At 43.8% G+C, this 24,415-nt stretch carries 25 protein-coding genes and 1 tRNA gene; 14 read left to right on the top strand and 12 right to left on the bottom strand.

The annotated features are described in order from the left end of the window. The first annotated feature begins 204 nt into the window (after positions 1–204). Positions 205–600: an NINE protein gene (locus IM515_RS23175; protein ID WP_287630192.1), complete on the top strand. Its 396-nt coding sequence runs from the start codon at positions 205–207 to the stop codon at positions 598–600. Then, the gene (locus IM515_RS23180) at positions 597–1,127 is read left to right on the top strand and encodes a ComEA family DNA-binding protein (protein WP_046663126.1); all 531 of its coding nucleotides are present in this window, start codon (positions 597–599) and stop codon (positions 1,125–1,127) included. Before IM515_RS23175 ends, IM515_RS23180 begins: the two co-directional genes overlap by 4 nt. 117 nt (positions 1,128–1,244) lie before the next feature. Here the strand turns inward: IM515_RS23180 and gyrA are convergent, their stop codons facing one another. The 3 genes from gyrA to IM515_RS23195 form a co-directional block, all read right to left on the bottom strand. Next, a complete protein-coding gene (gyrA, locus tag IM515_RS23185; protein ID WP_287630191.1) occupies positions 1,245–3,797 on the bottom strand; it encodes a DNA gyrase subunit A in 2,553 nt (850 codons plus the stop codon). A gap of 194 nt (positions 3,798–3,991) precedes the next feature. Further along, entirely contained in the window at positions 3,992–4,576 is a 585-nt protein-coding gene (locus IM515_RS23190; RefSeq protein ID WP_287630190.1) for a DUF4276 family protein, read from the bottom strand. After that, entirely contained in the window at positions 4,569–5,783 is a 1,215-nt protein-coding gene (locus tag IM515_RS23195; protein ID WP_287630189.1) for an AAA family ATPase, read from the bottom strand. Before IM515_RS23195 ends, IM515_RS23190 begins: the two co-directional genes overlap by 8 nt. A 287-nt stretch (positions 5,784–6,070) precedes the next feature. Between IM515_RS23195 and IM515_RS23200 the strand changes: the two genes are divergently transcribed. Beyond that, positions 6,071–6,595, top strand: coding sequence for a hypothetical protein (locus IM515_RS23200; protein WP_287630187.1), 525 nt, complete (start codon positions 6,071–6,073; stop codon positions 6,593–6,595). A gap of 3 nt (positions 6,596–6,598) precedes the next feature. After that, a complete protein-coding gene (locus IM515_RS23205; RefSeq protein WP_287630186.1) occupies positions 6,599–7,411 on the top strand; it encodes an urease accessory protein UreD in 813 nt (270 codons plus the stop codon). A 21-nt stretch (positions 7,412–7,432) separates the two neighbouring features. Here IM515_RS23205 and ispE read toward each other — a convergent pair whose 3' ends face one another. Together ispE and rsmA are read right to left on the bottom strand one after the other, a co-directional pair. Continuing rightward, entirely contained in the window at positions 7,433–8,374 is a 942-nt protein-coding gene (ispE, locus tag IM515_RS23210; protein ID WP_287630185.1) for a 4-(cytidine 5'-diphospho)-2-C-methyl-D-erythritol kinase, read from the bottom strand. A gap of 17 nt (positions 8,375–8,391) precedes the next feature. Then, a complete protein-coding gene (rsmA, locus tag IM515_RS23215; protein ID WP_002788167.1) occupies positions 8,392–9,198 on the bottom strand; it encodes a 16S rRNA (adenine(1518)-N(6)/adenine(1519)-N(6))-dimethyltransferase RsmA in 807 nt (268 codons plus the stop codon). 124 nt (positions 9,199–9,322) lie between these two features. Here rsmA and crcB (IM515_RS23220) point away from each other — a divergent pair, with 124 nt between their 5' ends. Further along, positions 9,323–9,712, top strand: coding sequence for a fluoride efflux transporter CrcB (gene crcB, locus IM515_RS23220; protein WP_287630184.1), 390 nt, complete (start codon positions 9,323–9,325; stop codon positions 9,710–9,712). A 40-nt stretch (positions 9,713–9,752) separates the two neighbouring features. After that, positions 9,753–10,157: a fluoride efflux transporter CrcB gene (crcB, locus tag IM515_RS23225; protein ID WP_287630182.1), complete on the top strand. Its 405-nt coding sequence runs from the start codon at positions 9,753–9,755 to the stop codon at positions 10,155–10,157. Positions 10,158–10,333: 176 nt separating this feature from the next. On the opposite strand, the gene hpnA is transcribed toward crcB (IM515_RS23225), so the two are convergent. Further along, positions 10,334–11,320 (bottom strand): hopanoid-associated sugar epimerase, encoded by a 987-nt coding sequence (hpnA, locus tag IM515_RS23230; protein WP_193960524.1) that lies wholly within the window; start codon positions 11,318–11,320, stop codon positions 10,334–10,336. Between the two features lie 169 nt (positions 11,321–11,489). Here hpnA and IM515_RS23235 point away from each other — a divergent pair, with 169 nt between their 5' ends. Beyond that, the gene (locus IM515_RS23235; protein WP_287630181.1) at positions 11,490–14,024 is read left to right on the top strand and encodes a glycogen/starch/alpha-glucan phosphorylase; all 2,535 of its coding nucleotides are present in this window, start codon (positions 11,490–11,492) and stop codon (positions 14,022–14,024) included. Between the two features lie 85 nt (positions 14,025–14,109). On the opposite strand, the gene IM515_RS23240 is transcribed toward IM515_RS23235, so the two are convergent. Continuing rightward, a tRNA-Asp gene (locus tag IM515_RS23240) sits at positions 14,110–14,183 on the bottom strand. 218 nt (positions 14,184–14,401) lie between these two features. Between IM515_RS23240 and IM515_RS23245 the strand changes: the two genes are divergently transcribed. Continuing rightward, a complete protein-coding gene (locus IM515_RS23245) occupies positions 14,402–14,617 on the top strand; it encodes a hypothetical protein (protein ID WP_002761575.1) in 216 nt (71 codons plus the stop codon). A 23-nt stretch (positions 14,618–14,640) separates the two neighbouring features. After that, complete coding sequence (locus tag IM515_RS23250) at positions 14,641–15,153, top strand: TolB family protein (RefSeq protein WP_002761577.1); 513 nt, start codon at positions 14,641–14,643, stop codon at positions 15,151–15,153. A 7-nt stretch (positions 15,154–15,160) separates the two neighbouring features. Here the strand turns inward: IM515_RS23250 and IM515_RS23255 are convergent, their stop codons facing one another. Then, positions 15,161–16,504, bottom strand: a complete 1,344-nt coding sequence (locus IM515_RS23255) for a DUF3370 domain-containing protein (protein WP_287630180.1) — start codon at positions 16,502–16,504, stop codon at positions 15,161–15,163. Between the two features lie 543 nt (positions 16,505–17,047). On the opposite strand from IM515_RS23255, the gene moaA reads away from it, so the two are divergent. Beyond that, the gene (gene moaA, locus IM515_RS23260) at positions 17,048–18,037 is read left to right on the top strand and encodes a GTP 3',8-cyclase MoaA (RefSeq protein WP_002771509.1); all 990 of its coding nucleotides are present in this window, start codon (positions 17,048–17,050) and stop codon (positions 18,035–18,037) included. A 4-nt stretch (positions 18,038–18,041) separates the two neighbouring features. On the opposite strand, the gene IM515_RS23265 is transcribed toward moaA, so the two are convergent. From IM515_RS23265 to IM515_RS23280, 4 genes are all read right to left on the bottom strand, one after another. Then, positions 18,042–18,227 (bottom strand): PCP reductase family protein, encoded by a 186-nt coding sequence (locus IM515_RS23265; RefSeq protein WP_002751785.1) that lies wholly within the window; start codon positions 18,225–18,227, stop codon positions 18,042–18,044. A gap of 113 nt (positions 18,228–18,340) precedes the next feature. Further along, the gene (locus IM515_RS23270) at positions 18,341–18,928 is read right to left on the bottom strand and encodes a Uma2 family endonuclease (protein WP_287633055.1); all 588 of its coding nucleotides are present in this window, start codon (positions 18,926–18,928) and stop codon (positions 18,341–18,343) included. An 80-nt stretch (positions 18,929–19,008) separates the two neighbouring features. Next, positions 19,009–19,155, bottom strand: a complete 147-nt coding sequence (locus tag IM515_RS23275; RefSeq protein WP_287633053.1) for a PCP reductase family protein — start codon at positions 19,153–19,155, stop codon at positions 19,009–19,011. 74 nt (positions 19,156–19,229) lie between these two features. Beyond that, positions 19,230–19,817, bottom strand: coding sequence for a Uma2 family endonuclease (locus IM515_RS23280; RefSeq protein ID WP_287633051.1), 588 nt, complete (start codon positions 19,815–19,817; stop codon positions 19,230–19,232). A 225-nt stretch (positions 19,818–20,042) separates the two neighbouring features. On the opposite strand from IM515_RS23280, the gene ftsY reads away from it, so the two are divergent. The 4 genes from ftsY to IM515_RS23300 all read left to right on the top strand — a co-directional run bounded on the left by ftsY (position 20,043) and on the right by IM515_RS23300 (position 24,270). Further along, positions 20,043–21,377, top strand: a complete 1,335-nt coding sequence (gene ftsY, locus IM515_RS23285) for a signal recognition particle-docking protein FtsY (RefSeq protein WP_272015950.1) — start codon at positions 20,043–20,045, stop codon at positions 21,375–21,377. Between the two features lie 94 nt (positions 21,378–21,471). After that, on the top strand, positions 21,472–22,251 hold the full coding sequence (locus IM515_RS23290; protein ID WP_287628896.1) for a metal ABC transporter ATP-binding protein: 780 nt from the start codon (positions 21,472–21,474) through the stop codon (positions 22,249–22,251). Between the two features lie 75 nt (positions 22,252–22,326). Then, positions 22,327–22,743 carry a DUF3119 family protein gene (locus tag IM515_RS23295; protein WP_002777863.1) on the top strand — a complete coding sequence of 139 codons (417 nt, stop codon included), beginning with the start codon at positions 22,327–22,329 and terminating at the stop codon, positions 22,741–22,743. Between the two features lie 243 nt (positions 22,744–22,986). Next, a complete protein-coding gene (locus IM515_RS23300; RefSeq protein WP_287628895.1) occupies positions 22,987–24,270 on the top strand; it encodes a DUF3086 domain-containing protein in 1,284 nt (427 codons plus the stop codon). Positions 24,271–24,415 lie beyond the last annotated feature (145 nt).

Here is a 24,415-nt window from a genome sequence, read left to right on the forward strand (position 1 = left end):
TAATTGTGTCTCCCTACTTAGAACCAAAGAGTAAGTGGGTGAGTGGAATTAAATATAAGATGAACGTAGGTTGGGTTGAAGCATGAAACCCAACGGCCGCATGGGTTACGCTACCGCTAACCCATCCTACAAATAATTGTGCCTCCCTACTTATTTTAGAATAGAAGGTTCAGATCAGGCTAAAATCAATCTCGAACAGGTGTCATGCTTCTGGTGGAAAAATTATTAAGTAAGCCCAAAAGCCGTAAATTAGCGATTTTTTTGGCTTTTATCGGTAGTATTCTCGCTTTACCCTTTCCTATCGCCGGTATTCATAAATTCTATCTCGGTCAACCTCTCTGGGGAATTATTTATCTTCTCCTTTGGCAAACTCCGATTCCCCGGGTGGCTTGCGCGATCGATGCGGTGTGGTATTTAATCCAAGATAACCAATTTTTAGCTAACTATTTTCCCATTGCCGCTGCTGCCACTGTCCCCAGTTTAGAGCCTAAACAAGTAGAGGCGATCGGGGCAGCTTTAAGGGAATTAGAGCGCCTCCGGCAAGAAGGATTAATTTCTGAGTACGAATTTGAAGAAAAACGGCGACAATTACTACAATGACACCGCAAAACTGGTTAGGACGCACTTTTAACCCTTTAAAAGCCAAAATTAGCAATGATCCCTATTATCGCTTTCGTTCCCTCGATGAGATCGCTATGGCGGCACAATTGGGGATTAAAATTAATGTCAGTCAAGCGGGTGTGGATGATTGGCTGCGATTGCCGGGGATATCCATCCATCAAGCGCGGATGTTGGTGGAATTGTTGGGTATGGGGGTAGAATTGCTTTGTCTTGAAGATCTAGCGGCTGCTTTGAGTGTTCCTGTGGCTAGATTGAAAGCTTGGGAACCGATTCTAGAATTTGCCTATTATAGCCCCGAAAGTCACCTCGCACCCCCTAAAATCAATCCTAACACCGCCTCGATCGAGCAGTTAACCACCCTACCCCTGATCAGCGATAATTTGGCGGCTGCCATTATTAAAAATAGAGAAGAACAGGGATTATTTAAGAATATTGTGGATTTTAAAGGGCGTTTATCCTTAGACGCTCAGGAAATCTCCCAATTAATGCACTTTTTTCAGTTTTAACCCCAAATTTTAACGAAGGCAGCAGGAAGGTTTTAGGTTTTGGGGTTTTGGGGTTTTGGGGTTTTGGGGTTTTGGGGTTTTAGTTCAATTTCCCCACTTCCCCACTTCCCAGCAAATCTAACTATCTTCAGATTCCTCCGCATCACTAGGGGGAACTAGGGCGACAGCAGCGATCGCATCGTCCTCATCGAGTTTTTGTACCCGGATGCCTCCGGCCGATCGCGATTGGGGAGTAATAGCATCGACGGATTGACGGATGATAATACCCCTTTCGGTGATAATCATAAATTCCTCGTTGGGGTTAACAACGTGCAGAGCCGCTAATTTATCGTTCTTTTTGCGGAATTTAATCACTCTGACTCCTAATCCCGCCCGATTTTGTAGCCGGAGGAGGGTAACGGGAACCCGTTTTCCTAGTCCTGCCATGGTAATCGCTAACACCCAGGGGCCATTATTAGCCACTTCGGGGTTAATTTCTTCGCTTTCGTCCTCGGTTTCTTCTTCGTTAGATTCAGCGATTTGGGCGACAATTTGACTAGGCAGGATGTCCATACTGATTAATTCGTCACCTGAGCGCAATTTCATCGATTTTACGCCCTTAGTTGCCCTGCCCAGGGATCGCAATTGTTGACCATCGGCCTTAAAATGAATTGCCATCCCCTGACGAGAACCGATAATGACGCTATCTTCCTCTTTAGCCAAGCGAACCCAACGTAGTTGATCACCGTCTTCGAGAGAAATGGCGATTAAACCGTTCGATCGAATATTACTAAAGGCAGCGAGGGCGGTTTTCTTGATAAATCCCTTTTGTGTGAGCATAATCAGGTAATTATCCTCGCTGAACTCGCTGACTGCCACCACCGAGGTGATTTTCTCACCTTTGGGAATCTCTAACAGTTGCACGATCGGAACCCCGCGAGCGGTACGGGAACCGGTGGGGATATGATAGGCGTTGAGACTATAGACAACCCCGCGATCGGTGAAAAAGAGGACGCTATCATGATCGCGGCAGGTGATAAAGTGATCGATGCCGTCGTCTTCTTTCATTTTCGCGCCAGCTTTGCCCCTTGTCGCCCGATTTTGGGACTCAAAGGTATTAACGGGCATTCTTTTGATGTAACCCTGTTCGGTGACGAGAATTAAGGCCTGTTCGTTGGCAATCAAGTCAGTTTCGGCGATTTCTCCTTCCCGTTGTTCAATATGACTGCGACGGGGGGTAGCGTGAATCGTTTTGATCTGTTGCAGTTCTTCCTCGATAATGCTGTCGATCCGTTCTTTTCTGGCTAAAATATCCTGAAGATCGCCGATTTTTGTCAGTAATTCCCCGTGTTCTTGCTGAATTTTCTCCGATTCTAGGGCAGTTAACCGTCGCAGCTGCATTTGTAGGATTGCGTCCGCTTGCACCTCTGAAAGACCAAAATTCTGCACTAATCCCTCTTTTGCACTAGCTGTGTCGGCAGCACTGCGAATCAGGGCAATGACTGCATCGAGACTAGCGAGGGCAATTAGTAAACCCTGAAGGATATGATCCCTTTCCTCGGCCTTGCGGAGTTCATAACGGGTACGACGGGTGATCACTTCTACCCGAAAATCGAGGAAAACCCGGAGAAACTCCCTTAAAGTCAGTAATCTCGGTTCGTTATCGACTAATGCCAACATATTCGCCCCAAAATTCGACTGGAGGGGCGTTTGTTTATAAAGATTGTTGAGGACGACGCGAGGATAGGCATCTCGTTTCAGTTCGATCACCACCCGGATGCCGTCGCGATCGCTTTCGTCCCGCACATCGGAAATACCGTCTATTTTGCGATCATTGACCAAATCGGCGATTTTTTCGATTAATGCCGCTTTATTGGTTTGATAGGGCAGTTCGGTGATGATAATAGCATCTCGATCGGGTCTTCCCCTTTGTTCGATGGTTTCAAAGGAGGCGACTCCCCGCAGGGTAATAGAACCGCGGCCGGTGGTGTAAGCTTCCTGAATACCGTCTCTGCCAAGGATATGCCCCCCGGTGGGAAAGTCCGGCCCTGGGATATAACGCTGTAGTTCCGTATCGGTGAGATCGGGGTTATGGATGAGGGCAACGGTTCCATCGATAATCTCGGCCAGGTTGTGGGGGGGGATATTGGTGGCCATACCGACGGCGATCCCCGATGAGCCATTAATTAGCAGTTGTGGGACTCTAGAGGGTAAAACCACGGGTTCCTGTTGGGAACCATCGAAGTTATCGGCGAAATCGACGGTTTCTGACTCGATATCCTGTAGTAGGGCGTTGGTGGCCAGGGTGTGCAGACGACACTCGGTATAACGCATGGCTGCTGGCGGATCGTTATCGATCGATCCGAAGTTACCATGACCGTTAATCAGGGGATCGCGCATGGAGAAATCCTGGGCCATGCGGACGAGAGCATCGTAAACAGCAGTATCCCCGTGGGGGTGGTATTTTCCTAATACTTCCCCGACGACTCTAGCGCATTTCCGGAAGGGGCGATCGGGAGTTAATCCTAGTTCGTACATCGCGTAAAGAATGCGCCGGTGTACGGGTTTCAGTCCGTCCCTAGCGTCGGGCAAGGCTCGCCCAACGATGACGCTCATGGCGTATTCTAGGTAGGAACGGGACATTTCATTGCTTAAGTCTGTGGGGACGACATGATCCTGGGCGGCGGTCATAGGGGGGTTAACTCCAATAACAAGGCAAAAAAAGCGTTTTTGTGAGTAAATTCGCTAAAAATCGGGTTTTTACCCTTTTGATGTGCAGAATATGCCCATTTGTAGGACTATTTTACCATAAAATCCCTCTTTTTTGTCGGTTTTGAGGCGGCGATCGCAGGTTTCTTGGCTGGGATGGGGGGGTTAATGGTTTGCTATCCTCTTGACAGAGATTGCAGAAAGTCGCGCAGCTCTTTAAAAGAAGGACAACGAGTGGCACAAAGTTCTAAATTTAGCTTTTCGGCCAGTTCAACATTCATGTTGGTACTATAACGGGGTTTTCTATTTTCACCGATTGACAATTTGATCAATTCTTCTTTCGGTTTGATAATTAGGTGAGGGTTTGGGTGAGCTTTTCCCTTGCCTCGTCCCACATATTTAATCACCTCTGGATCAGACCAAAACCAAGCCTCTAATTCTTCTATTGGGATGCAGATATATTTCCTGAGACCATTAATATTGGAACAGCTTGATTCTAAGTTATCTCGCAATTGTTTTTCATCATTAAGAGAGTTATTCTTGGGATTGCGATCTAAATCATGAACGATGATAAAAGCATCACATCCTTCCCTTGTCATCACTTTAAGTTTTGCTGACAGTTTTCTCTTTAATGTACTACAGGATTTAGATGCCCAATATTTTGTCCTAGTATTTGTCCCCAGCACGCGATGGATAATTTGACGAAACACATCGCAGTCCGTCTCATCTTCGGCAATTATGGCGATCAAGTTACTACTCATCGAGAATACCACTGTAAATCCAGTCTCCTAAATCTCCTTCTTCACAGAGATACTCCACAACTTTTTCAATCTCTCCTTCCTCTAGTTTCCTAACACTTGTCCGTCCTTGATTACGATAGACTAAGCTAATATTTTCTGGCTTTGTCCAAGCTACTACTTGTGGTGAATGAGTTGATATAATTAAATTTTCATCCCAAGTATAGGATTTAATTTCATTTAATAACTTTGCTAACATTGCGGGATGTATTTGTGTTTCTGGCTCCTCAATTATGGTTGTTGCATTAGGAGAGTGAGCAATTATTTCGATAAGAATTGATAAAACTCGCAAGGTGCCATCGGAGAGTAATCCAATATTGACTCCATCTAATAATACTGAAGCGATGTACTCTTCGTCTTTACCTTGGTCTGTCTGTCCAGAATGCTCACTCAAAACAAACTTCTGCACAGTGATTTTCTTGGCAAGTCCTATTCGTTGACAAACATTTTCTAGTTCATCAAAATCATCCGTACCTACCCAATAAAATATTCTCCGAGCTAGAGTATCTGCTAGATCAAATCGACTGGTAGAAACCTTCTTACTTGCCACCTTTAATAAGGAAGGCTGTCGCCTTGATGTGCGACGGATAGGAGCTTTGCCAAGAAGACGAATCCCTTTTAAAATAGCATAAACCCACTTCATTTCTGGAGGTAAATTTAGCGATGAATTTCCAGGTATATTTGACTGTCGCAGCGAGGTAGTATTGCCAAGAATAGCAAATATTTGCTCACCATTATTATTAAAGCTTGTTAGTCCAAATTCGGTTTTCCAGAGAAGTTCTTGATCTCCATCAATATAATGACAAGAATCATTCCAAGAAAAGGAATTTTCCAAGGAATTATCGTTAGTGGTATCGTCTATGTCTGTATCTAGATCGTCCATAGAAAAGGGGATGATTAGCTCATACCTGTATCCTAAGCGCCGGTTAGTCGGTGTTAGAATTTCAACCTGCAAAATTGAGGGAATGCTATCACTATCAATCATCCGAGATACGATCGATCTACCGATAGCACAGGATGAGATGGCTTCAAATCCTTCTAGGATAGCGGATTTCCCCGCACCGTTTCTCCCCACTAATACCCCAACTTGGTTAACTAGGGATAGGGAAACTGGACCACCTAGCACACCCCAACCATCGAGGGTAAAAGATAATAGTCTAGGCTGGTTCATATTAAAACAATTCTAGTTTTTGGGATCATACAGAGCTTTATTAGTTAATTATATCCCAATCTATCTGATCTTCCCTCAGTTTTCTGGGCTGGCAGCTGGCGATCACCAGTGAAGACCACTTTTAGCAGTTTTTCCCTCGATAATTTAGGATAAAATAAAAATGCGATCAAGAGTTAATATCATGGCCTCATCGGCAGCTCAAGAATCGATGATGATTGAGATTAATGATCCCTTAACTCTAGCGAACGCTATTATCCTGATTTTCCCAGCGCAAAAATTACCCCAAAATGCTTACTCCTCTCCTCTGGCAAAGTGCCAATCCCAACCCCGATAATCTGGAGAATTTCCAAATTATTAGCCAATGGTGGCAAGATTTAAATCTTAAGGAAGTCTTCTGGCAACAGCGTTTAATTCCCGATACTGGCTCTCTGGAAGATATTAATTGGGAGCGGCAAGGTTTTGATGAAAAGTTTAGCATCCAAATGCCCCAAATTCGCGGGATTACCCTCTATTGGCATAAATCTACTTTTGCTGACGAAAGAAGCATGACACCCAAACAATTAATTTTAGATCGGGAACGGGAGCAATTATATATTTATCCCCAATCCCAACCTAGTTTAGTTATTCGGGTGACAAAACCCCATCTAGTTTATCAAAAATTCGAGCTAAAAAATCCTCTCCTAGTTGGCAAAAAAGCAGAAAGTGAATATATTTTACTGTTCAGGGATAAAGAACAGCAAATAGAAGTTAAAATTAATCTCAGTCCTGAAAATTATCGGCAATTTCTAGAAACCATGACTGAGGATCAATAAATAATGTGGCAGGGAAACCTAGAACTAATTTACACGCAAAAAAATCTCGCAACCCAGATTAGTCACCTCTATGCTACCGCCCCTTTAAAAGTACAAAGACCCTTTTATCCCGAAGGAAAAAATCTTTGTCATACGGTGATTTTACACACGGCGGGGGGAATAGTTGGGGGTGATGTTCTTCAACAAAAAATTCATCTCCAAGCCGCTACTAATGCCCTGATTACCACTGCTTCTGCTGGAAAAGTTTACCAGAGTAACGGTCAGATGGCTCAACAATTAATCGAGATTAAAATCGATGACAATGCTGGTTTAGAATGGCTACCCCAAGAAACAATTATCTTTAATGGTGCGGTATTTCGCCAACATTTACGAGTGGATTTAGGGGAAAATAGCAGTTGGTTGGGATGGGAAATTACCCGTTTTGGTCGCAGTGCGCGAGGCGAGAAATTTTTAGCGGGAGAATGGCATTCTAATTGGGAAATTTGGCGATCAGGACAACCTTTATGGCTCGATCGCTCCTTCCTGTTAGGTGGTAAAATGATTGAGGGATTTTCCGGTTTAAATGATAGCGCCCTAATCGGTACTTTAGTTTATATCGGTCAACCGGTGGGAAGAGATTTAATTGAGAAAGTGAGAGATTTTTCCCTAGAAGGAGAGATGGGAGTTACTAGCACTTTAGGAGATGGTCTTTTATGTCGTTATCGGGGTAATTCTAGCGGTGAAGTGCGACAATGGTTTCAGCAGGTTTGGCAAATTTTAAGGCGAGAAATGAGCGATCGAGAGGCAATTATTCCGCGAGTTTGGTTATCTTGGTAAAAGCGGTCAATTTTAATTTTCTCAAGTCACTTGAATGCCTGTATCGGTGATTGGAGCTATCCAAAATTGTAGATCGGGAGCGACGAGAATTTCCCGGGCCTTTTTAACGATAGTTTCCGCCACTTCCTGAGATGAACAGAGAGTAAAAACCGTCGGGCCAGAGCCTGACATCATCGTTCCCAAACCGCCTAAATCCCCTAGAACCTGTCTTAACTCGGCTACGAGGGTAAATTCGGGTAAAACCACCTTTTCGAGGTCATTATGGATAAATTTGCCGATAGCGGCTGGTTTTTTCTGGGCGATCGCTTGTACCAAAGCCCCGGAACTCACCTGCTGACGACGGTGATGAAATTCCTCTGGAGAAGACAGATAGGTATCCTGAAATTTTTGCCGATAGCTTTGGTAGGCCCAGGGTGTAGAAACGGATAAATGATCGTATTTGGCTAAAATCACCCATAATCCGGTCAGAGGAGCGATAGGATCGAGAATTTCTCCCCTTCCCGTACAGATAACCGTTCCTCCTGTCACACAAAAGGAAGTATCAGATCCCAATTTTGCCGCTAAAGTTTCTAATTCCGGACGGGTTAAGCCTAATTCCCAGATTAAATCGATGCCGACTAACACCGCCGCCGCATTGGTGGATCCCCCCGCTAAACCAGCAGCCACGGGAATATGTTTCTCGATGGTGATATCGATGCCGCCGTAATTGGCAAAGAGGCGGGGGAATTCCTTCGCCATCAAAGTGGCGGCGCGATGGGCGAGATTACTGCTATCTTGGGGGACGAGGGGATGAGAGCAAAAGAGACGGAATTCCTGCAATCCGTTCGGCCGGAGAGTGATGCGATCGCATAATGCCACCGTCTGCATCACCATGACTAACTCGTGGAAACCATCATGGCGATCGCCAACGATTTCTAGATATAAATTAATTTTAGCGGGGGCTAGAAGGGTATAACTGTGCATTTGTCAAGAAAAAAAATCTAAAATTTTGGCAATTGACCTAATTTTTCCGCCAAGTCAATCCATTGCGATAAACTGAGATCTTCGGCGCGAGCGAGGGGATTAATCTCTAATTGTGTCAGGATTTGGCTTAATCGATCGCTATCTAGACAATTTTTTAGATTATTGCGTAACATTTTGCGCCGGTTGGCAAAACCCCAGCTAATTAAAGTGGACAAAAAGGCCGCATTACCGACATTTTTCGGGAAAACACGGGGTAAAAGCTGAATTACCGCCGAATCCACCCGGGGAGGTGGGGAAAAGGCTCGCCGGGGGACATCACAAATCCATTGACAATCGGCAAGGTATTGAATGCGGACGCTGAGAGCGCTGTAAGCTTTGGTGGAGGGGACAGCGACTAATCTTTCGGCGACTTCTTTCTGGAGCAAGAGGGTAATACTCTGGTAAGGGGGGGTGAAGGGATGGGCGATCGAACCGAGCAGCTTTTCCAGGATCGGACCGGTGATATTATAGGGAATATTAGCCACTACCTTATTAACTGGCGGCAGTTGCTCGGGTTTAAGGGTAAGAAAGTCCCCTGGGATGAGATGAAAGTTATCTTGTTGGCCAAATTTTTTATTTAAAATTGTCCATAGATCTCGATCGATTTCTACAGCGACAACCAATTGAGCGCCATCGAGAAGACGACGGGTTAAAATGCCTGTACCCGGACCGATTTCTAATACCCGATCCTCGGATTGTAAATTAGCAGCGCCGATGATGCGATCGAGTATCGATTCATCTTTTAACCAATGTTGTCCAAAACGTTTACGCGGTTGAATTTTCATACCTCTATTTTAAAATCAGAGGGTTGTCCTCGACAATAACACCCCTGAAAATATGGGCAATGCGATCGATAACCGCATCAATTATCATAGAGCCTAGGCAAAGATAGCAAAAAAATCAGAAACAATGTCAGATTTGAACGATGTTTTCGCAATTGTAGCAGGAGCGGTTCCGGGGGCGTTATCTCGTTATCATATTACCGAATGGACAAAAGCGAAATTCGGCTTGCGCTTTCCATCTGGAACCTTTATTATTAATTTAACTGGCTGTCTAGCTATCGGCTTTTTTGGGGCTATTTTACCCAGTTTTCCCTTTTATTCCCACTCACTAGATTTAATGGTTAGAACTGGATTTTTAGGAGCTTATACCACCTTTTCTACCTATAGTTTAGATATCCTGATACTCTGGCGCAATCAACAAAATTTTCTAAGTCTTATTTTTGCCGTTGCTAGTATCATTTTCGGATTGATTGCCGTGAGAATCGGGGCAGCTATTGCCCAAGTTTTTCTAGGTTAATTATCTAATTTATTGACTATTTAAGGGCAGGAGAGACAGCATGAATTTTTTCAGGGGTCGTTATGGTTTATTCGTAGCAATTGGGGCTATTTTTGGGGCTTTAAGTCGTTTTTATATCGCAGAATTAATTGACAGTATCTTTGGTCAAGAATGGGGATTTTTTGGGACATTTTTTGTCAATGTTTCTGGCTGTTTAATTATTGCCTATATCTTTACTATGGTTAAGGAAAATATTCGTATAATTGCCCCAGAATTAGGATTGATGATTGCCACGGGTTTTTGTGGTTCCTATACGACTTTTTCTACCTATAGTTTGGAGTCTAACAAATTTTTAGAGCAGGGAAACTTAACTTTCGGTTTAATTTATTGGTTGGGCAGTGTTTTGGGGGGGATGATTGCACTTAAAATTGGAGTCACTTTAGCAAGAACAGGTTTTCCTAGATGAATTATTAAATAGATTTTGCGTCTGATCCCCCCTGCCCCTAGGGTTGATTCATAGTAGGGTTGATTCATGAATCAACCCTACTACCTTGATAAGGGGGGTGTCTGACAACTTTTAACACCTAACTACTTAAGCATCTAAGCACAATTGAGGCCATCTTTTTCCTTTCCTACTCAGTCTTAATAAGCAATGTCTCCATTAGTTTGAAACCAATCGATAGCATCAGCTAAAGCTTGTCTAATCGGCGATTGCGGTAAGCCCAGTTCTTGCACTGCCTTCGAGGAATCGTAGTACATGGACTGTTTTGACATTTTCACGCCATCAAGGGGTATAGAGGGCGATTTTCCGAGGACAGGAAGAACTTTTTCATCCAGCCAAGCTATTAGTAAAGGAATCCAAAAAGGTAAAACAATTTTCGGAGCATTTCTGCCAGTAATTTCGGCTAATTCTGTCAACAAAGTTTTTAAAGAAGTGTTTTGATGACCTAAAATATATCTTTCGCCAGTTCTACCCTTTTCTAAAGCTAATAAATGTCCCCAAGCCACATCGCGCACATCAATTAGATTTAATCCCGTATTCACATAAGCGGGCATTTTTCGCCGCAAAAAACGGAGAATAATGTCGCCAGTGGGTGTAGGCTTAAGATCAAAGGCTCCTATCGGCGTACTAGGATTAACTATAACGATATCCTGTCCTCTTTGTACTGCTTTCAATGCTTCCTGTTCTGCCCAATACTTTGATTTTTTATAATAACCCACCAATTGATGGGCGGGACTTTGATAAGTTTCATCGACACTTTCACCCTTTTTACCCACTCCAATAGCCGCCACAGAACTGGTATAAACTATTCTGGCAATTCCCGCTAAATGCGCCGATTCTAGCACATTTCTTGTACCTAAAACATTATTTTGGTAGAGTTGATGTCTATCCTTTTGCCAGAGAGAATAGTGCGCCGCTACATGAAAGAGAACTTCGCATCCGACCATTAATTTAAATAAGTTCTCATCATTTAAATTACCCCGGACAATTTCGAGAGCTAAACCCCGCAAATTTCTGAGATTACTCTGGGGACGGACGAGGACGCGCACTTGGTAGCCTTCGACTAAAAGCAATCGCACTAAATTCGCCCCGATAAAACCCGTTCCACCCGTCACAAAAGCACGCATTGCTCAAACTTTCCCCTGTTTTCGCTTCCTATCGGTAACTGAAATTTAATCACCTTAACTCTCTCATTACTATACCTTAATCTTAGTCAAGATTTAAGCTTTTCTTGATAAAATTTGAGAACAGATTATTGTAAACTAAGAGCAGTCAATGTTCAGTAAAAACACTCCCATGAATCCATCTCCAGAGTCAACTTTTGTTTGTCCGATTATCATCGAAGACGATAGAACAGGATTAGACACAGAAACTATCCGACGGGCTTTAAGGGATAATTTACTCTATATTCAAGGTAAATTACCAGAATTAGCCAGCAAAAACGATCTTTACATGGCCCTGGCCTATACAATCCGCGATCGTTTATTGCAGCGTTGGTTAACCACCCAACAAACCTATCTAAAAAAAGATGTCAGAACCGTTTGTTATCTCTCGGCCGAATTTTTAGTCGGTCCCCATTTAGCTAATAATTTAATTAATCTCGGTATCTACGAACAGGTGGAGAAAGCTGTCAGCGAATCGGGATTAAAACTAGAAGAATTAATTGCCCAGGAAGAAGAACCAGGGTTAGGAAATGGTGGTTTAGGTCGTTTAGCTGCCTGTTATCTTGATTCCCTTTCTACCCTAGAAATTCCGGCTATTGGTTACGGTATTCGCTACGAATTTGGTATCTTTGATCAAGAAATTCACGACGGTTGGCAGGTAGAAATAACCGATAAGTGGTTACAGTATGGAAATCCCTGGGAAATTGCCCGACCAGAAGCGGGAGTAGAGGTAAAATTTGGCGGTTATACCGAATCCTATACCGACGAAAATGGTAATTATCGCAGTCGTTGGATTCCCGATTATGTAGTCAAAGGAATTCCCTACGATACCCCAATTCTCGGCTATCGAGTTAACACCGCTAATACCATGCGTCTATGGAAATCAGAAGCTTGTGAATCTTTTGATTTTGGTCGCTTTAATCGCGGCGATTATTATGGTGCGGTGGATAATAAAGTTCACTCGGAAAATATCAGTAAAGTTCTCTATCCTAACGATGAACCAATTCAAGGCAAAGAACTACGTTTAGAACAGCAATATTTCTTTGTTTCCTGTTCCCTACAGGATATGATTCGTATTCACTTGTACGAGAACCCCAGTCTCGATAATTTTCATCAAAAATGGTCGGTACAATTGAATGATACTCACCCTTCCGTCGGGGTAGCTGAGTTAATGCGCTTGTTAATTGATGTGCATCATTTCGATTGGGATAAAGCTTGGTTTATTACTCAAAATACCTTCGCTTACACCAATCATACTCTTTTGCCAGAAGCTTTAGAAAAATGGCCTTTGAGTATTTTTGGTCGTCTTTTACCGCGATTAATGGAAATTATCTACGAAATTAACCATCGTTTCTTGGATAAAATTCGCATTATTTATCCCCATGATGACGGCAAAATGTCCCGTTTATCTATAATCGATGAAAGCGGCGAAAAATACGTCCGTATGGCTCACCTTGCCTGTGTGGGTTCCCAGGCAATTAATGGGGTGGCAGCCCTCCATACAGAATTACTGAAAAAAGATGTTCTGCGCGATTTCTATGAACTCTTTCCTGAAAAGTTTAGCAACAAAACCAACGGAGTTACTCCCCGGCGCTGGATAGTTTCTAGTAATCCCCGCTTGACTTTTGCGATTACAGAAAAAATCGGCGAAAATTGGATTAAGCATCTGGAGGATTTACGCGGGTTAGAAAACTATGTGGATGATGGAGGATTTCGGGACTCTTGGCGACGAATTAAATACGATATTAAGGCAGATTTGGCCAATTATATCGATAAAAAAGTCGGCATTAAAGTTGATCCTAGTACCCTCTTTGATGTGCAGGTAAAACGCATTCACGAATATAAACGGCAACATCTCAACGTTTTACATATCGTCACTCTCTATCATCGCCTCAAAAATAATCCCAATCTCGATATTACCCCCCGTACCTTTATTTTCGGTGGTAAGGCAGCCCCGGGTTATTTTATGGCAAAATTAATCATTAAATTGATTAATTCTGTGGCAGAAGTGATCGATAATGATCCGACGATTGGAGGACGTTTAAAAGTGGTTTTCCTACCCGATTATAATGTTACCTTCGGTCAACGGGTTTATCCAGCTGCCGACTTGTCTGAACAAATTTCCACCGCCGGGAAAGAAGCTTCGGGAACCGGTAATATGAAATTCTCCATGAATGGGGCCTTAACTATCGGCACTCTCGATGGGGCAAATATCGAAATTCGTGAACAGGTGGGAGCGGAAAATTTCTTTCTTTTTGGCTTGACAACCGAGGAGGTTTATGCTAAGAAAGCCGCCGGTTATAATCCCCAAGAATACTATTACCATAACGAAGAATTGCGGGCAGTATTAGACCTCATTGGTTCGGGATTTTTTAGCCGGGGTGATAGTAGTTTATTCCGTCCGCTCGTGGATAATCTTATCTACGATGATCCCTATATGTTACTGGCCGATTATCAGTCCTATATCGATTGTCAGGAAGGAGTCGGTCGTGCCTATAAAGATCAAGAACATTGGAGTCGTTTAGCGATTCTTAATGTGGCCCGCATGGGAAAATTCTCTAGCGATCGATCGATTCGGGAATACTGCGAGGAAATCTGGCGGGTACAACCGGTAAAGATTGAATTACCCGATTATATTCAAGCTAATGCCGGTTTATCGGTAAATTAGAACCAATCTAGGCAGTAGGATCGTGTTTATTTACCCTACTGCCCACAGGTTTACTGGCCCTGGGCGACTCTAATCTAGATTTCTACGGGATTGACGGGGCTCGAACCCGCAACTTCCGCCGTGACAGGGCGGTGCTCTAACCAATTGAACTACAATCCCATTTTTGCCACATTTCTGATTGTAACTTCATCATTAGGGTTATGTCAAGCACCTCTGGGAAAATTTTTTTGAGGGAAGTGGGGAAGTGGGAAACAATTCATAACTGGGTTTTTAAAGTTGGATTGGGATCAATCCTGAATTAAAGCCAAAAAATCCCATGGTAGAGAGGGATCCTCTTTACCATGGGATTGTAATTAAGCTTGTTGGGAGCCTGAGCTATGACTAACCCGAATTCGATCGAACAGCTATCGCAAGAATTACTCGATCTAGACCAAGTAGATGCCGATACTGGGGCAGATTTGCGGCAAAAAGCCCAAGAAATCCTCGCTGAAACCACTATTGACCTGCCGATTCGAGAAGCGATCGCCGATAGTCTCAGTCAAGGCAATCAACTACTTACCCTCAAAACCGTCGGCAAGGAAGAAAGTTACTAGCACATTTGGGGTCAAAAGTCAAGATGAAAGAAAAAAATTTTTTTGTCTGGCTGGGGCGATTTTTGGCCTCTTTTGGGCTGTTATCGGGGATAAGTGGCTGTAATTCTCCTCTTTTGATCACTCCTCAAGTTCCCGCCGGTGGTTTAAATAGTTTTGCTCCCGATCAATTCCCCAGTTATAGTGCTGATGGTCGCTATTTAGCCTTCGCTTCCGATCGCTCCGGTCGTCGTAGTATATATTTATTCGATCTGCAAGAAAAGCGCTTAGTTAATCTTCCTAACCTAAATCGTGGCGATTCTAGCCAAGATCAGCCATCTCTGAATGCTGACGGTCGTTTAATTGCCTATATCTCCAGCGAACGCGGTAAAAGTGATGTCATGGTTTATGATCGTTCCCGGTCCCGTGCAACCCTGTTAACCGCTAACCTGCGGGGAAGCGTCCGCAATCCCACCATTAGCGGTGATGGTCGCCAAATTGCCTTTGAAACCAACCAAGACGGTCAATGGAATATTGCGATCGTTAACGGCCAATTTTAAACTTGTTCTACTCGGTCTTAATCGTTAAAACCTGCGGAGGAGTTGCATCGGGTGGATATAAAAAATTTACCTGTACTATATGCCAATCCCCCGGAGGAATAGTCAGAGTCACTAAAGGTTGCCCCTCTTGTCCGCGTCTTTGGACGAGATGGAAAAATCTGCTTTGTGCCTGTCCCTGGTCATCGCTATAATTGACGGCTACTGTTCCCCGAAAAAACACTTGTGGGGCAGCAGGATCGAGAAAACGCAAACCCTGCCCAATAATATCCTCTTTAATCGGTGTTTCTAGCGAAATAGTAACTGTTTTCGCCTCATCACTTCCATTAAATAGAGGTAAACTTAACCTATATTCCACACCGTAATTACCATGAGCTTGATAGGCCGTATCGGGATAGCGAACTAACATACTAGCACTTTGATTTTGTTCCGTTCCCAGTTTGCCCCCGGGTAGGGTGCTAATCCCATAGGCTATAGATTGACCAGAATCAGGAATATTTAACCATAAAGAAGCTCGATCTACCAATCGGGCTGGCCAAGCTGAACCTTGGGACACCCCCGCTACCCGTCCATAAATTATCTGTCCTTGACTATTAGGAGGACTGGGCGCTTGATCGCGCGGAGTCGATAAATTGCCTTTTTCTAGCAAATTTTGCCACTCTGTCAGATTTGGTGGTCTTTCCTGCCCATTTTCGTCTAAGGGTGCATAAAGAGCTAAACTAGCAGCGTAGAGAAGACCGTCACTTTCCAGACGGAGATAAGTGGACCTACCGTTTAAAGGGGGAGTCAAATCGCGCACGGGAATCGCCGCATTTAAGACCATAAAACTCTCCCCCGCCGGAATAATAATCCTATCGGGAAAAATATCCTGACGCTGCCCCATTAAAATATCCCCCATTACCCGACTTCCCGGCCCGGCAAAAACCGTCCCCTGATTATTTTCCACTTGTGCGGGTAAATCGATAAAAGCTGCCTCGGGTTGACTCAAATAACTAGCTCCTTGCAGAATTTTAACGGTCACGGGATTAGAACTAGGATTGTGGAGTAATATACCCAGATAAAGGCTGCGTAAATTATCGGGAAAACTCCCCCTCGCTATATGGTGGGCAAAAATATCAAAGCGTCCCTGAAAAGCATAATTTAAATGGGCCGAGGGAAAACTTTTCTCTTGGGGGGGAAAAGTCGAAAGCAAAATCCCTTCTCCTAGCAATAATTCAGGACTATTGCTATTAAAAACGGGAACTTGATCTAGTTGATTCGGTAAAGGACGCACCTGCACCGGTCGAATTATTTCTACACTAGGGGGAGTTTGGGCAATGGGTAGTAAAAAAGGTAACATCACACAAATTACCATCTCAAGATAATTAATTTTTGATCATAGCATTACTGGCTCGTTCAATTTAGATAAGTAGGTGGGTGGAATTAAATATAAGATGAACGTAGGTTGGGTTGAAGCATGAAACCCAACGCCTCAACGGATTGAGTATTAGATAGTATTATGTTTGTCCATATCCAGAGGATTGTTTAATATTTCTTTGGGGTGTTAGCTGACCTTTTTAGTTAAGTAGTTGGTTATAATTAAATTAAAAATCGATTTTAGGTTCGCTCCCCCCTGCCCCCTTGATAAGGTAGGGTTGATTCATGAATCAACCCTACCCTTGATAAGGGGGGTGTCTGATAATTTTTAACGCCTACCTACTTAAGTACAATCAAGAAAAATTATCAAATTTCCCAATCGTTATTGGCTCTTGCCATTGAGCAAATCTATTGTCATCATAGACTAATATCTAGATGTTACCGTGGTTTTCTGGAAACTTGGCCCGATGTCTAGATATCGATCGAGCCGGAATTGTTATGATCAATTCATGAAGTTTTATGACAGTATTTCCCCGTGAACATGAACCAAATCGACTATCTCAGGATTAGTTTAATCGATCGCTGTAACTTTCGCTGTCAGTATTGTCTGCCTGAAGATGCAGAATTGGCCTATGTTCGACCGCAAGACTTACTCACCCGGGAGGAAATTCTTACTTTAGTCAAAAATGTCTTTATTCCCCTCGGTTTCCGCAAATTTCGCCTTACTGGTGGGGAACCTCTGTTACATCCTGAAGTAGTGGAGATTGTGCGCGATATCGCCTCTTTATCTGCCACTAGCGATTTAGCCTTGACCACTAATGGCTATTTACTTGACAATTTAGCCGAAATGTTGTATGAAGCCGGACTAAGACGGATTAATATCAGTTTAGACTCCCTCGACCCCGACACTTTCGATAAAATTATTGGTAATCGCGGCCGGAGTCGTTGGCAAAAAACTTGGGCAGGTATTCAAGCGGCCCAGAGAGTGGGTTTTGACCCCTTAAAATTGAATGTGGTGGTGATTCCGGGAATAAATGAGGCAGAAGTGGAAGATTTAGCGGCTTTGACCATCGAGAAGCGTTGGCACGTCCGTTTTATCGAGTTTATGCCCATCGGTAACGGTGATTTATTTCTAGAAAAAGCTTGGATTGCGAACGAGGAATTAAGAGGGCGAATTCGGGCAAAATGGGGCTTAAATGAGGGTCAAGTGCGGGGAAATGGTCCAGCCGATGTTTTTCAAATTCCGGGGGCTAAGGGTACAATTGGCTTTATTAGTCAGATGTCGGAATGTTTTTGCGATCGCTGTAACCGCCTACGTCTTTCGGCCGATGGTTGGTTGCGTCCCTGTCTCCTCAACGAAACTGGACAAATTGACCTAAAAACTGCCCTCCGTCAGGGAATTTCGCCAGCAGAAATCAGGGAAAGAGTCCGGGGATTAATAGAAATGAAAGCAGAAATAAACTTTAAACTGCGTGATTCCGGCACATCAAGCGGCATTTATACCCGTACTATGTCCCAAATTGGCGGCTAAAAATCTACTGTCCGAATTCTACTCTAGCCTGTTCCACCATTTCCACGGTAACTCGATCGGAACCGGCATGACGAGCTAATTCTTCTATCCTTTGACGCGCTTGGGAACGAACAAAATAGGGAATATTTTTCAGTTTTGCTTTTGCTTCTGCGGTCCATTGTAGTTGATCGGAAAAATCTAGAGCGTCCATAGATTTAACAATAGTAGTCCGTCCATTATACCAAAAAAGATTAGCTATTTATTGAAAAGCTGATTAGATGATGATTTTCTTGATAGCGACTCTTTTTCAGCTTTCTCTTAATTTTAGGTTTCTGCTAGGTCAAAATTGACTCTTTGATATAAATCTTGCCAAGAAATCTGCCAATCCACCGACACCAATTGTAAAACCGCATTTTCCCCGGTGACGAAATCAATTAACCATTGATCATCCTTTTGTTTATAGTAACGTTCCACACTATAACTAGATTGTTCGATCAGAATATATTCCTGAAAAGTTGGCAAGGAACGATAGAATTTAAACTTATCTCCTCGATCATAAGCTTGGGTGGAATTAGAGAGAACTTCGACAATAATTAAAGGATTGATCACGTTAGATTGACTATTCCCTTGATAGAGAGGTTGACCTTTAATCACCATCACATCGGGATAGGTGTAAATACTATAATCTGATAGCCATAAACGCACCGTTTCCATGTAGGTATAATAATCTTGATTATTGATATTTAAGGGAAATCTTCGATAGAAGTTTCCGGCAATCTGATTGTGATTAGTGGTAGCTCCTACCATTGGGATAATTTCTCCTTGACGATATTCATTTTTATTTTCGGACGTTTCCTCTAGGGCGAGATATTCTTCGGGAGTATAATATTTAGTTTCAGTAGCGCTTAACATTTTTGACTCTCCTTCCTATTCTATTTTCTAGGATACAGCATTTCCCTAAAAAGAGACAAAGTTATCCTTGAGTAAGGCTATTAATTGAGTGGCTCGGAAAAGTGTATCTTCAATATCTCAGAAATCCACTGACGCGCTTGGAAACGAACAAAATAGGGAATATTTTTCGGTTTTGCTTTTGCTGCTGCTGTCCATTGTAGTTGATCGGAAAAATCTAGAGCTTCCATAGATTTAACAATAGTAGTCCGTTTTGAGATGACGATTTTCTTGACAGCGACTCTTTTTCACCTTTCTCTTAATTTTAGGTTTCTGCTAGGTCAAAATTTACTCTTTGATATAAATCTTGCCAAGAAATCTGCCAATCTACCGACACCAATTGTAAAACCGCATTTTCCCCCGTGAGGAAATCAACTAACCATTGATCATCCTTTTGTTTATAGTAACGTTCCACACTATAACTAGATTGTTCAATCAGAATATATTCCTGAAAAGTTGGCAAGGAACGATAGAATTTAAACTGATCCCCTCGATCATAAGCTTGGGTAGAATTAGAGAGAACTTCGACAATAATTAAAGGATTGATCACGTTAGATTGACTATTCCCTTGATAGAGAGGTTGACCTTTAATCACCATCACATCGGGATAGGTGTAAATACTATAATATGACAGCCATAAACGCACCGTTTCCATGTAGGTATAATAATCTTGATTATTGATATTTAAGGGAAAATTACGGCAAAAATTTAGACAAATCTGATTGTGATTAGTGGTGGCTCCTACCATTGGGATAATTTCTCCTTGACGATATTCATTTTTATCTTCGGACGTTTCCTCCAGAGCTAGATATTCTTCGGGAGTATAATATTTAGTTTCAGTAGCGCTTAACATTTTTGACTCTCCTTCCTATTCTATTTTCTAGGATACAGCATTTCCCTAAAAAGAGACAAAGTTATCCTTGAGGAAGCTGATCAATTGAGTTACTACCATCGTATTTTTTGCGTAATCTCTGGCAAAAAATGCTGAGAAATCCACAATTAAAAATCTAACTATCAAAATTGCTCACGCCAAAGGTTAAAATAAACTAGATAAATAGTTTTATGTTTAGTTTCTCCTATGTTTAACTGGTTCCGTCGTCAGAAAGTCCAACCCGAACAAGAACAAGCACCACCTGCACCCGTAGAGGAAACCCCTAGCGAGGCAACCAGTCAGGAAGAGTATTTAGATTGGGCCAAAAAAGCCTTTAAAAATATTCAAGAGAAAAAAGCCACGGCCGAGGCCGTCGTGAGCGAAACCCCTGAAACATCTATTGCTGAAACGGAACCTCCGCAAGAGGAAGAACCAGTTAAAGAAGAAGAAACCGAGGATAATACCCCCGCATGGCTGAAAAAATCCGATCGCCTCGAAATTCTCAAAGAAACCGCCATCGAAACCCCCACAGAACCGGATGAAGATTTTATCTGGTCTGCCAAAGTTTTAGCCAATCAGGGACGACAAGCAGAGGACGTTTCGGAAGAAGAAATCACCTGGTTAAAAAAATTGCGTCAGGGTTTAGGCAAAACGCGCCGCAGCTTGGTCAATCAGCTTAAGGCCGTGGTCGGTCAGGGTCCCCTCAATCAAGACGCGGTGGAGGAAATCGAAGCTTTATTGCTTCAGGCCGATGTGGGGGTAGATGCCACCGATTATATTATCACTACCCTCCAAAATAAGCTAAAACAGGAAGCTCTGCCCCCCGAAAAAGCGATCGAATATCTCAAAGAAATTATCCGCGAGATTTTAGATGCACCTTTAGCCAATTATAGCAACCCCGGTTTTGAGCCAGAAAAAGGCAAATTAAATATCTGGATGCTCACAGGAGTTAACGGAGTCGGTAAAACAACGACTATCGGCAAATTAGCCCATTTATCTAAACAATCTGGCTATAGTTGTATAATCGCCGCCGCCGACACCTTTCGCGCTGCCGCCGTGGAACAGGTGAAAGTTTGGGGAGAGCGATCGCAAGTCGAAGTCATTGCCAACCCGGGCAAAAATACCGACCCGGCCGCCGTGGTGTACGATGGCATCGAAGCCGCTAAATCCAGGGAGATAGAATTACTCTTAGTGGATACGGCGGGAAGATTGCAGAATAAAAAGAACTTAATGGCAGAATTAAGCAAAATTCGCCGCATTATCGACAAAAAAGCCGAGAGCGCCGTGGTGGAATCCCTTCTAGTTCTCGATGCCACTTTAGGACAAAACGGCCTGCGACAAGCAGAAGTTTTCTCAGAAGCTGCCCAATTAAGCGGCGTGATCCTGACTAAAATCGATGGTACAGCTAAAGGGGGTGTTGCCCTTGCCGTAGCGCGTCAGCTTAACCTCCCGATTCGCTTTGTCGGCGCCGGGGAAGGAATCGAGGATCTGCGGCCCTTTTCCAGTTACGAATTCGTGGAAGCTTTACTGAGTGGCGATTGATCTCACCTTAGCTATCTTTCATAATCTTTTCATGGTTGCTTCATATTTGTCTCATTTTTAGCTATGCTAGAACTGGAGACTCGGGGTAACAACTATGCAAAGGACAATTACAGTTAGTCATCTGGGAGTATATTATCGCGGCGTGGAGGCTCTACGGGATATCACCCTGAAAATTCATCCGGGACGATTAACCGGTATTATCGGTCCCAACGGTGCGGGCAAAAGTACCCTGATCAAAGCCATGCTAGGATTAATTCCCGTACAACAGGGAAGCGTTAACTATCAAGGGCAATCTCTACAGCAACAACTGGATAAAGTCGCTTATGTTCCCCAAAGAACTCAAATCGACTGGACTTATCCCGTCAGCGCTTGGGATGTGGTAATGATGGGGAGAGTCAGAAAAACGGGTTGGTTTCGTCCTTTTTCCCATATTAGTCGTCAACAGGCTTTAAATGCTCTAGAACGGGTGGAAATGGCTGATTTACGCCATCGTCCCCTCAGTCAGTTGTCGGGAGGACAACAGCAAAGAGTCTTTTTAGCCAGATCTTTGGCCCAAGAAGCGGAGATTTTCTGTTTTGATGAACCTTTCGTTGGGGTAGATCAAAAAACCGAGGGGATCCTTTTTAATATCTTTGGTGAGTTAGCCCAAGAAAATAAAATTGTCATGGTGGTTAACCATGATTTAGGCGAATCTATCACCCATTTTGCTGATTTAATCCTCTTAAATAAAGAATTGATCCTCGCCGCTCAACGATCTAAGGTCTTAACCGATTTTAATCTCCGGCGCGCCTATGGGGGTAAAGTCTCCTTCTACGATGCCATGACACCACCAGATCATCCCCGATCGAGTCTCGATTATCCAGCGGCCCGTTAACTCGATCGCCTGTCGAAAAACAATGGGATAAACTAGAAGTGAAGATATTTTGGCTGACTGCCGATAGGGACACCGATGAAAACTATTTCCCCGCAAGAAGTAACAGGAACGATCGAACTGGCTCCTAACTATCGAATTCCCCTGTTTTTGGTAATTTTATCGCTGCCATTGCTCTTTTTACAGGTCTGGCTCGGCATAATTTTCTCCCTGTTAGGCCTATTCTTGATGTTCCAGACTACCCGCATTCGTCTCCAGTTTACCCCCACTTCCTTAGATGTCTATCTATCTGGGCAACAAATTCGCTCCTTTCCCTACCAAGAATGGCAAAATTGGCGGATTTTCTGGAATAAAGTCCCGATCCTATTTTATTTCAAAGAAATTAACAGCATTCATTTTTTGCCCATTATCTTTGACAGCGCAACCCTGAGACTGTGCCTGGAAAAATACTATCCTTTAGCAGCATCGCAAGCGATCGACTCAGAAGCGAACTAACATTGAGTTAAAATGAAATCTAGCTAATAGCGTCTTAAGTGGGTAGGTGTTAAAAATTGTCAGATCCCCCCGCCTATCGGCACCCCCCTTAATAAGGGGGGCAGGGGGGATCCCCCGCCTATCGGCACCCCCCTTAATAAGGGGGGCAGGGGGGATCGAAGGCAAGATATATCGTCTATTAATTAGAACCACTTACTTAATTACCTGCCTTGGCCCTCTGTTCGCTCTGCATTTCTAAAGCCGATGACTTCAGAAGATTTTAATGTTTTACCCCTTGACAAAATGACAGACTTACCCAATGAATCTGTCGAAGAATTTAGTTTTGACGATCTCTGGAACGATCGCCCGGTAGAGAATCCCCTGCCATCGGCAATCGCCCCCGAAGGCGAATTAGTTCCCACAGCGCAAGCGCAACCCCTACGAGCAGAAATCGAGGCTCTAGAACGGCAAAAACAGAGCCTAGAGGCAGAAATCTCGGCATTAAAAGCGGAAAAAGAACGCTTGATCGCCGAGGAATTGGGGGATATCAAAGCTCAAATCGAAAGAATGCTCAAGGAAGGGGTAAAAGACCTAGAACAACGCAAACAGGCTTTAGAAGTGGCGATCGAACAGTTAGAACGCCGTCGTGAGCGGATTCGGCAGGAAATGCGGAGTAATTTCGCCGGAGTCTCCCAGGAGTTAGCCGTGCGGGTTCAGGGATTTAAAGACTATCTGGTGGGCAGTTTACAGGATTTGGCCGCGGCTGCCGAACAGTTGGAATTACCCCGTTTTGAAACCCCCGAAAAATCCCCCCGCTCCGTGGAACCTCCCCTGCGGACCGAACGGGAGGAAAACCCGCGCCCATCCCGTGGCAGTCAAGGCCGGGATGATCGCGAAGAAAGTCCCCGTCCCTCCCGTACCAGTAACCAGGGCCGGGATAATTGGCAAGAACCCCGTCGCTCTAACCGTTCGGGTTATGAATCGGAACCGGTGGGGCAATCCACCCCTAGACAGGGCTTTTCTGACCAAAATCAGCGCATCCAAACTCTTTTAGACCGTTATCGCAGTCGTCCTGACTATTACGGTCCGCCTTGGCAATTACGGCGCACTTTTGAACCAATTCACGCCGAACGGGTGCAACAGTGGTTCTTTAAACAGGGGGGCCGGGGTACGGTTCGCGGTATGGGCAGCCGTCTCCAGAATATTCTGGTCGCTTCGGCAATTATCTCGATTATGGCGGAATTACAGGGCGAGCGCTTCCGTTCTCTCGTTCTGGCTAATAGTCCCGAACGTTTAGGCGAATGGCGGCGCGGTCTCCAAGATTGTCTCGGCATTTCCCGCGCCGATTTTGGACCAGACCGCGGCATCGTTCTCTTTGAGTCTCCCGAAGCTTTAATTCAAAAAGCGGAACGTTTAATTGAGGATAAATATTCACCGCTCATTATCATCGATGATACCGAAGAACGGCTCAATTTCGCTCTTTTACAATTCCCCTACTGGTTAGCTTTTGCCCCTGAACCCCAACAAAGTTCTAGTTATTGGTATTAACTAATTAGGGTTTGCTGAATAAATGTGAAATGTAGGCAAAGTAAGGGTTTTGGGGCTTTTCTTCCGAAACAGGTGCAAGATTTTGAGAGAATCGTCGTTCAAAACCTTGCGTCTTCATCGGCCCGCGTCCTGTAGGGGCGAAGCA

Origin of the sequence: Microcystis sp. M44BS1 (assembly GCF_020244875.1) — a bacterium.
Classification (GTDB): domain Bacteria; phylum Cyanobacteriota; class Cyanobacteriia; order Cyanobacteriales; family Microcystaceae; genus Microcystis; species Microcystis panniformis.

Coding starts and splice junctions, on each gene's coding strand:
- IM515_RS23175 (WP_287630192.1), top strand. CDS start 205: ATGCTTCTGGTGGAAAAATTATTAAGTAAGCCCAAAAGCCGTAAATTA.
- IM515_RS23180 (WP_046663126.1), top strand. CDS start 597: ATGACACCGCAAAACTGGTTAGGACGCACTTTTAACCCTTTAAAAGCC.
- gyrA (WP_287630191.1), bottom strand. CDS start 3,797: ATGACCGCCGCCCAGGATCATGTCGTCCCCACAGACTTAAGCAATGAA.
- IM515_RS23190 (WP_287630190.1), bottom strand. CDS start 4,576: ATGAGTAGTAACTTGATCGCCATAATTGCCGAAGATGAGACGGACTGC.
- IM515_RS23195 (WP_287630189.1), bottom strand. CDS start 5,783: ATGAACCAGCCTAGACTATTATCTTTTACCCTCGATGGTTGGGGTGTG.
- IM515_RS23200 (WP_287630187.1), top strand. CDS start 6,071: ATGCTTACTCCTCTCCTCTGGCAAAGTGCCAATCCCAACCCCGATAAT.
- IM515_RS23205 (WP_287630186.1), top strand. CDS start 6,599: ATGTGGCAGGGAAACCTAGAACTAATTTACACGCAAAAAAATCTCGCA.
- ispE (WP_287630185.1), bottom strand. CDS start 8,374: ATGCACAGTTATACCCTTCTAGCCCCCGCTAAAATTAATTTATATCTA.
- rsmA (WP_002788167.1), bottom strand. CDS start 9,198: ATGAAAATTCAACCGCGTAAACGTTTTGGACAACATTGGTTAAAAGAT.
- crcB (WP_287630184.1), top strand. CDS start 9,323: ATGTCAGATTTGAACGATGTTTTCGCAATTGTAGCAGGAGCGGTTCCG.
- crcB (WP_287630182.1), top strand. CDS start 9,753: ATGAATTTTTTCAGGGGTCGTTATGGTTTATTCGTAGCAATTGGGGCT.
- hpnA (WP_193960524.1), bottom strand. CDS start 11,320: ATGCGTGCTTTTGTGACGGGTGGAACGGGTTTTATCGGGGCGAATTTA.
- IM515_RS23235 (WP_287630181.1), top strand. CDS start 11,490: ATGAATCCATCTCCAGAGTCAACTTTTGTTTGTCCGATTATCATCGAA.
- IM515_RS23245 (WP_002761575.1), top strand. CDS start 14,402: ATGACTAACCCGAATTCGATCGAACAGCTATCGCAAGAATTACTCGAT.
- IM515_RS23250 (WP_002761577.1), top strand. CDS start 14,641: ATGAAAGAAAAAAATTTTTTTGTCTGGCTGGGGCGATTTTTGGCCTCT.
- IM515_RS23255 (WP_287630180.1), bottom strand. CDS start 16,504: ATGGTAATTTGTGTGATGTTACCTTTTTTACTACCCATTGCCCAAACT.
- moaA (WP_002771509.1), top strand. CDS start 17,048: ATGAACCAAATCGACTATCTCAGGATTAGTTTAATCGATCGCTGTAAC.
- IM515_RS23265 (WP_002751785.1), bottom strand. CDS start 18,227: ATGGACGCTCTAGATTTTTCCGATCAACTACAATGGACCGCAGAAGCA.
- IM515_RS23270 (WP_287633055.1), bottom strand. CDS start 18,928: ATGTTAAGCGCTACTGAAACTAAATATTATACTCCCGAAGAATATCTC.
- IM515_RS23275 (WP_287633053.1), bottom strand. CDS start 19,155: ATGGAAGCTCTAGATTTTTCCGATCAACTACAATGGACAGCAGCAGCA.
- IM515_RS23280 (WP_287633051.1), bottom strand. CDS start 19,817: ATGTTAAGCGCTACTGAAACTAAATATTATACTCCCGAAGAATATCTA.
- ftsY (WP_272015950.1), top strand. CDS start 20,043: ATGTTTAACTGGTTCCGTCGTCAGAAAGTCCAACCCGAACAAGAACAA.
- IM515_RS23290 (WP_287628896.1), top strand. CDS start 21,472: ATGCAAAGGACAATTACAGTTAGTCATCTGGGAGTATATTATCGCGGC.
- IM515_RS23295 (WP_002777863.1), top strand. CDS start 22,327: ATGAAAACTATTTCCCCGCAAGAAGTAACAGGAACGATCGAACTGGCT.
- IM515_RS23300 (WP_287628895.1), top strand. CDS start 22,987: ATGACTTCAGAAGATTTTAATGTTTTACCCCTTGACAAAATGACAGAC.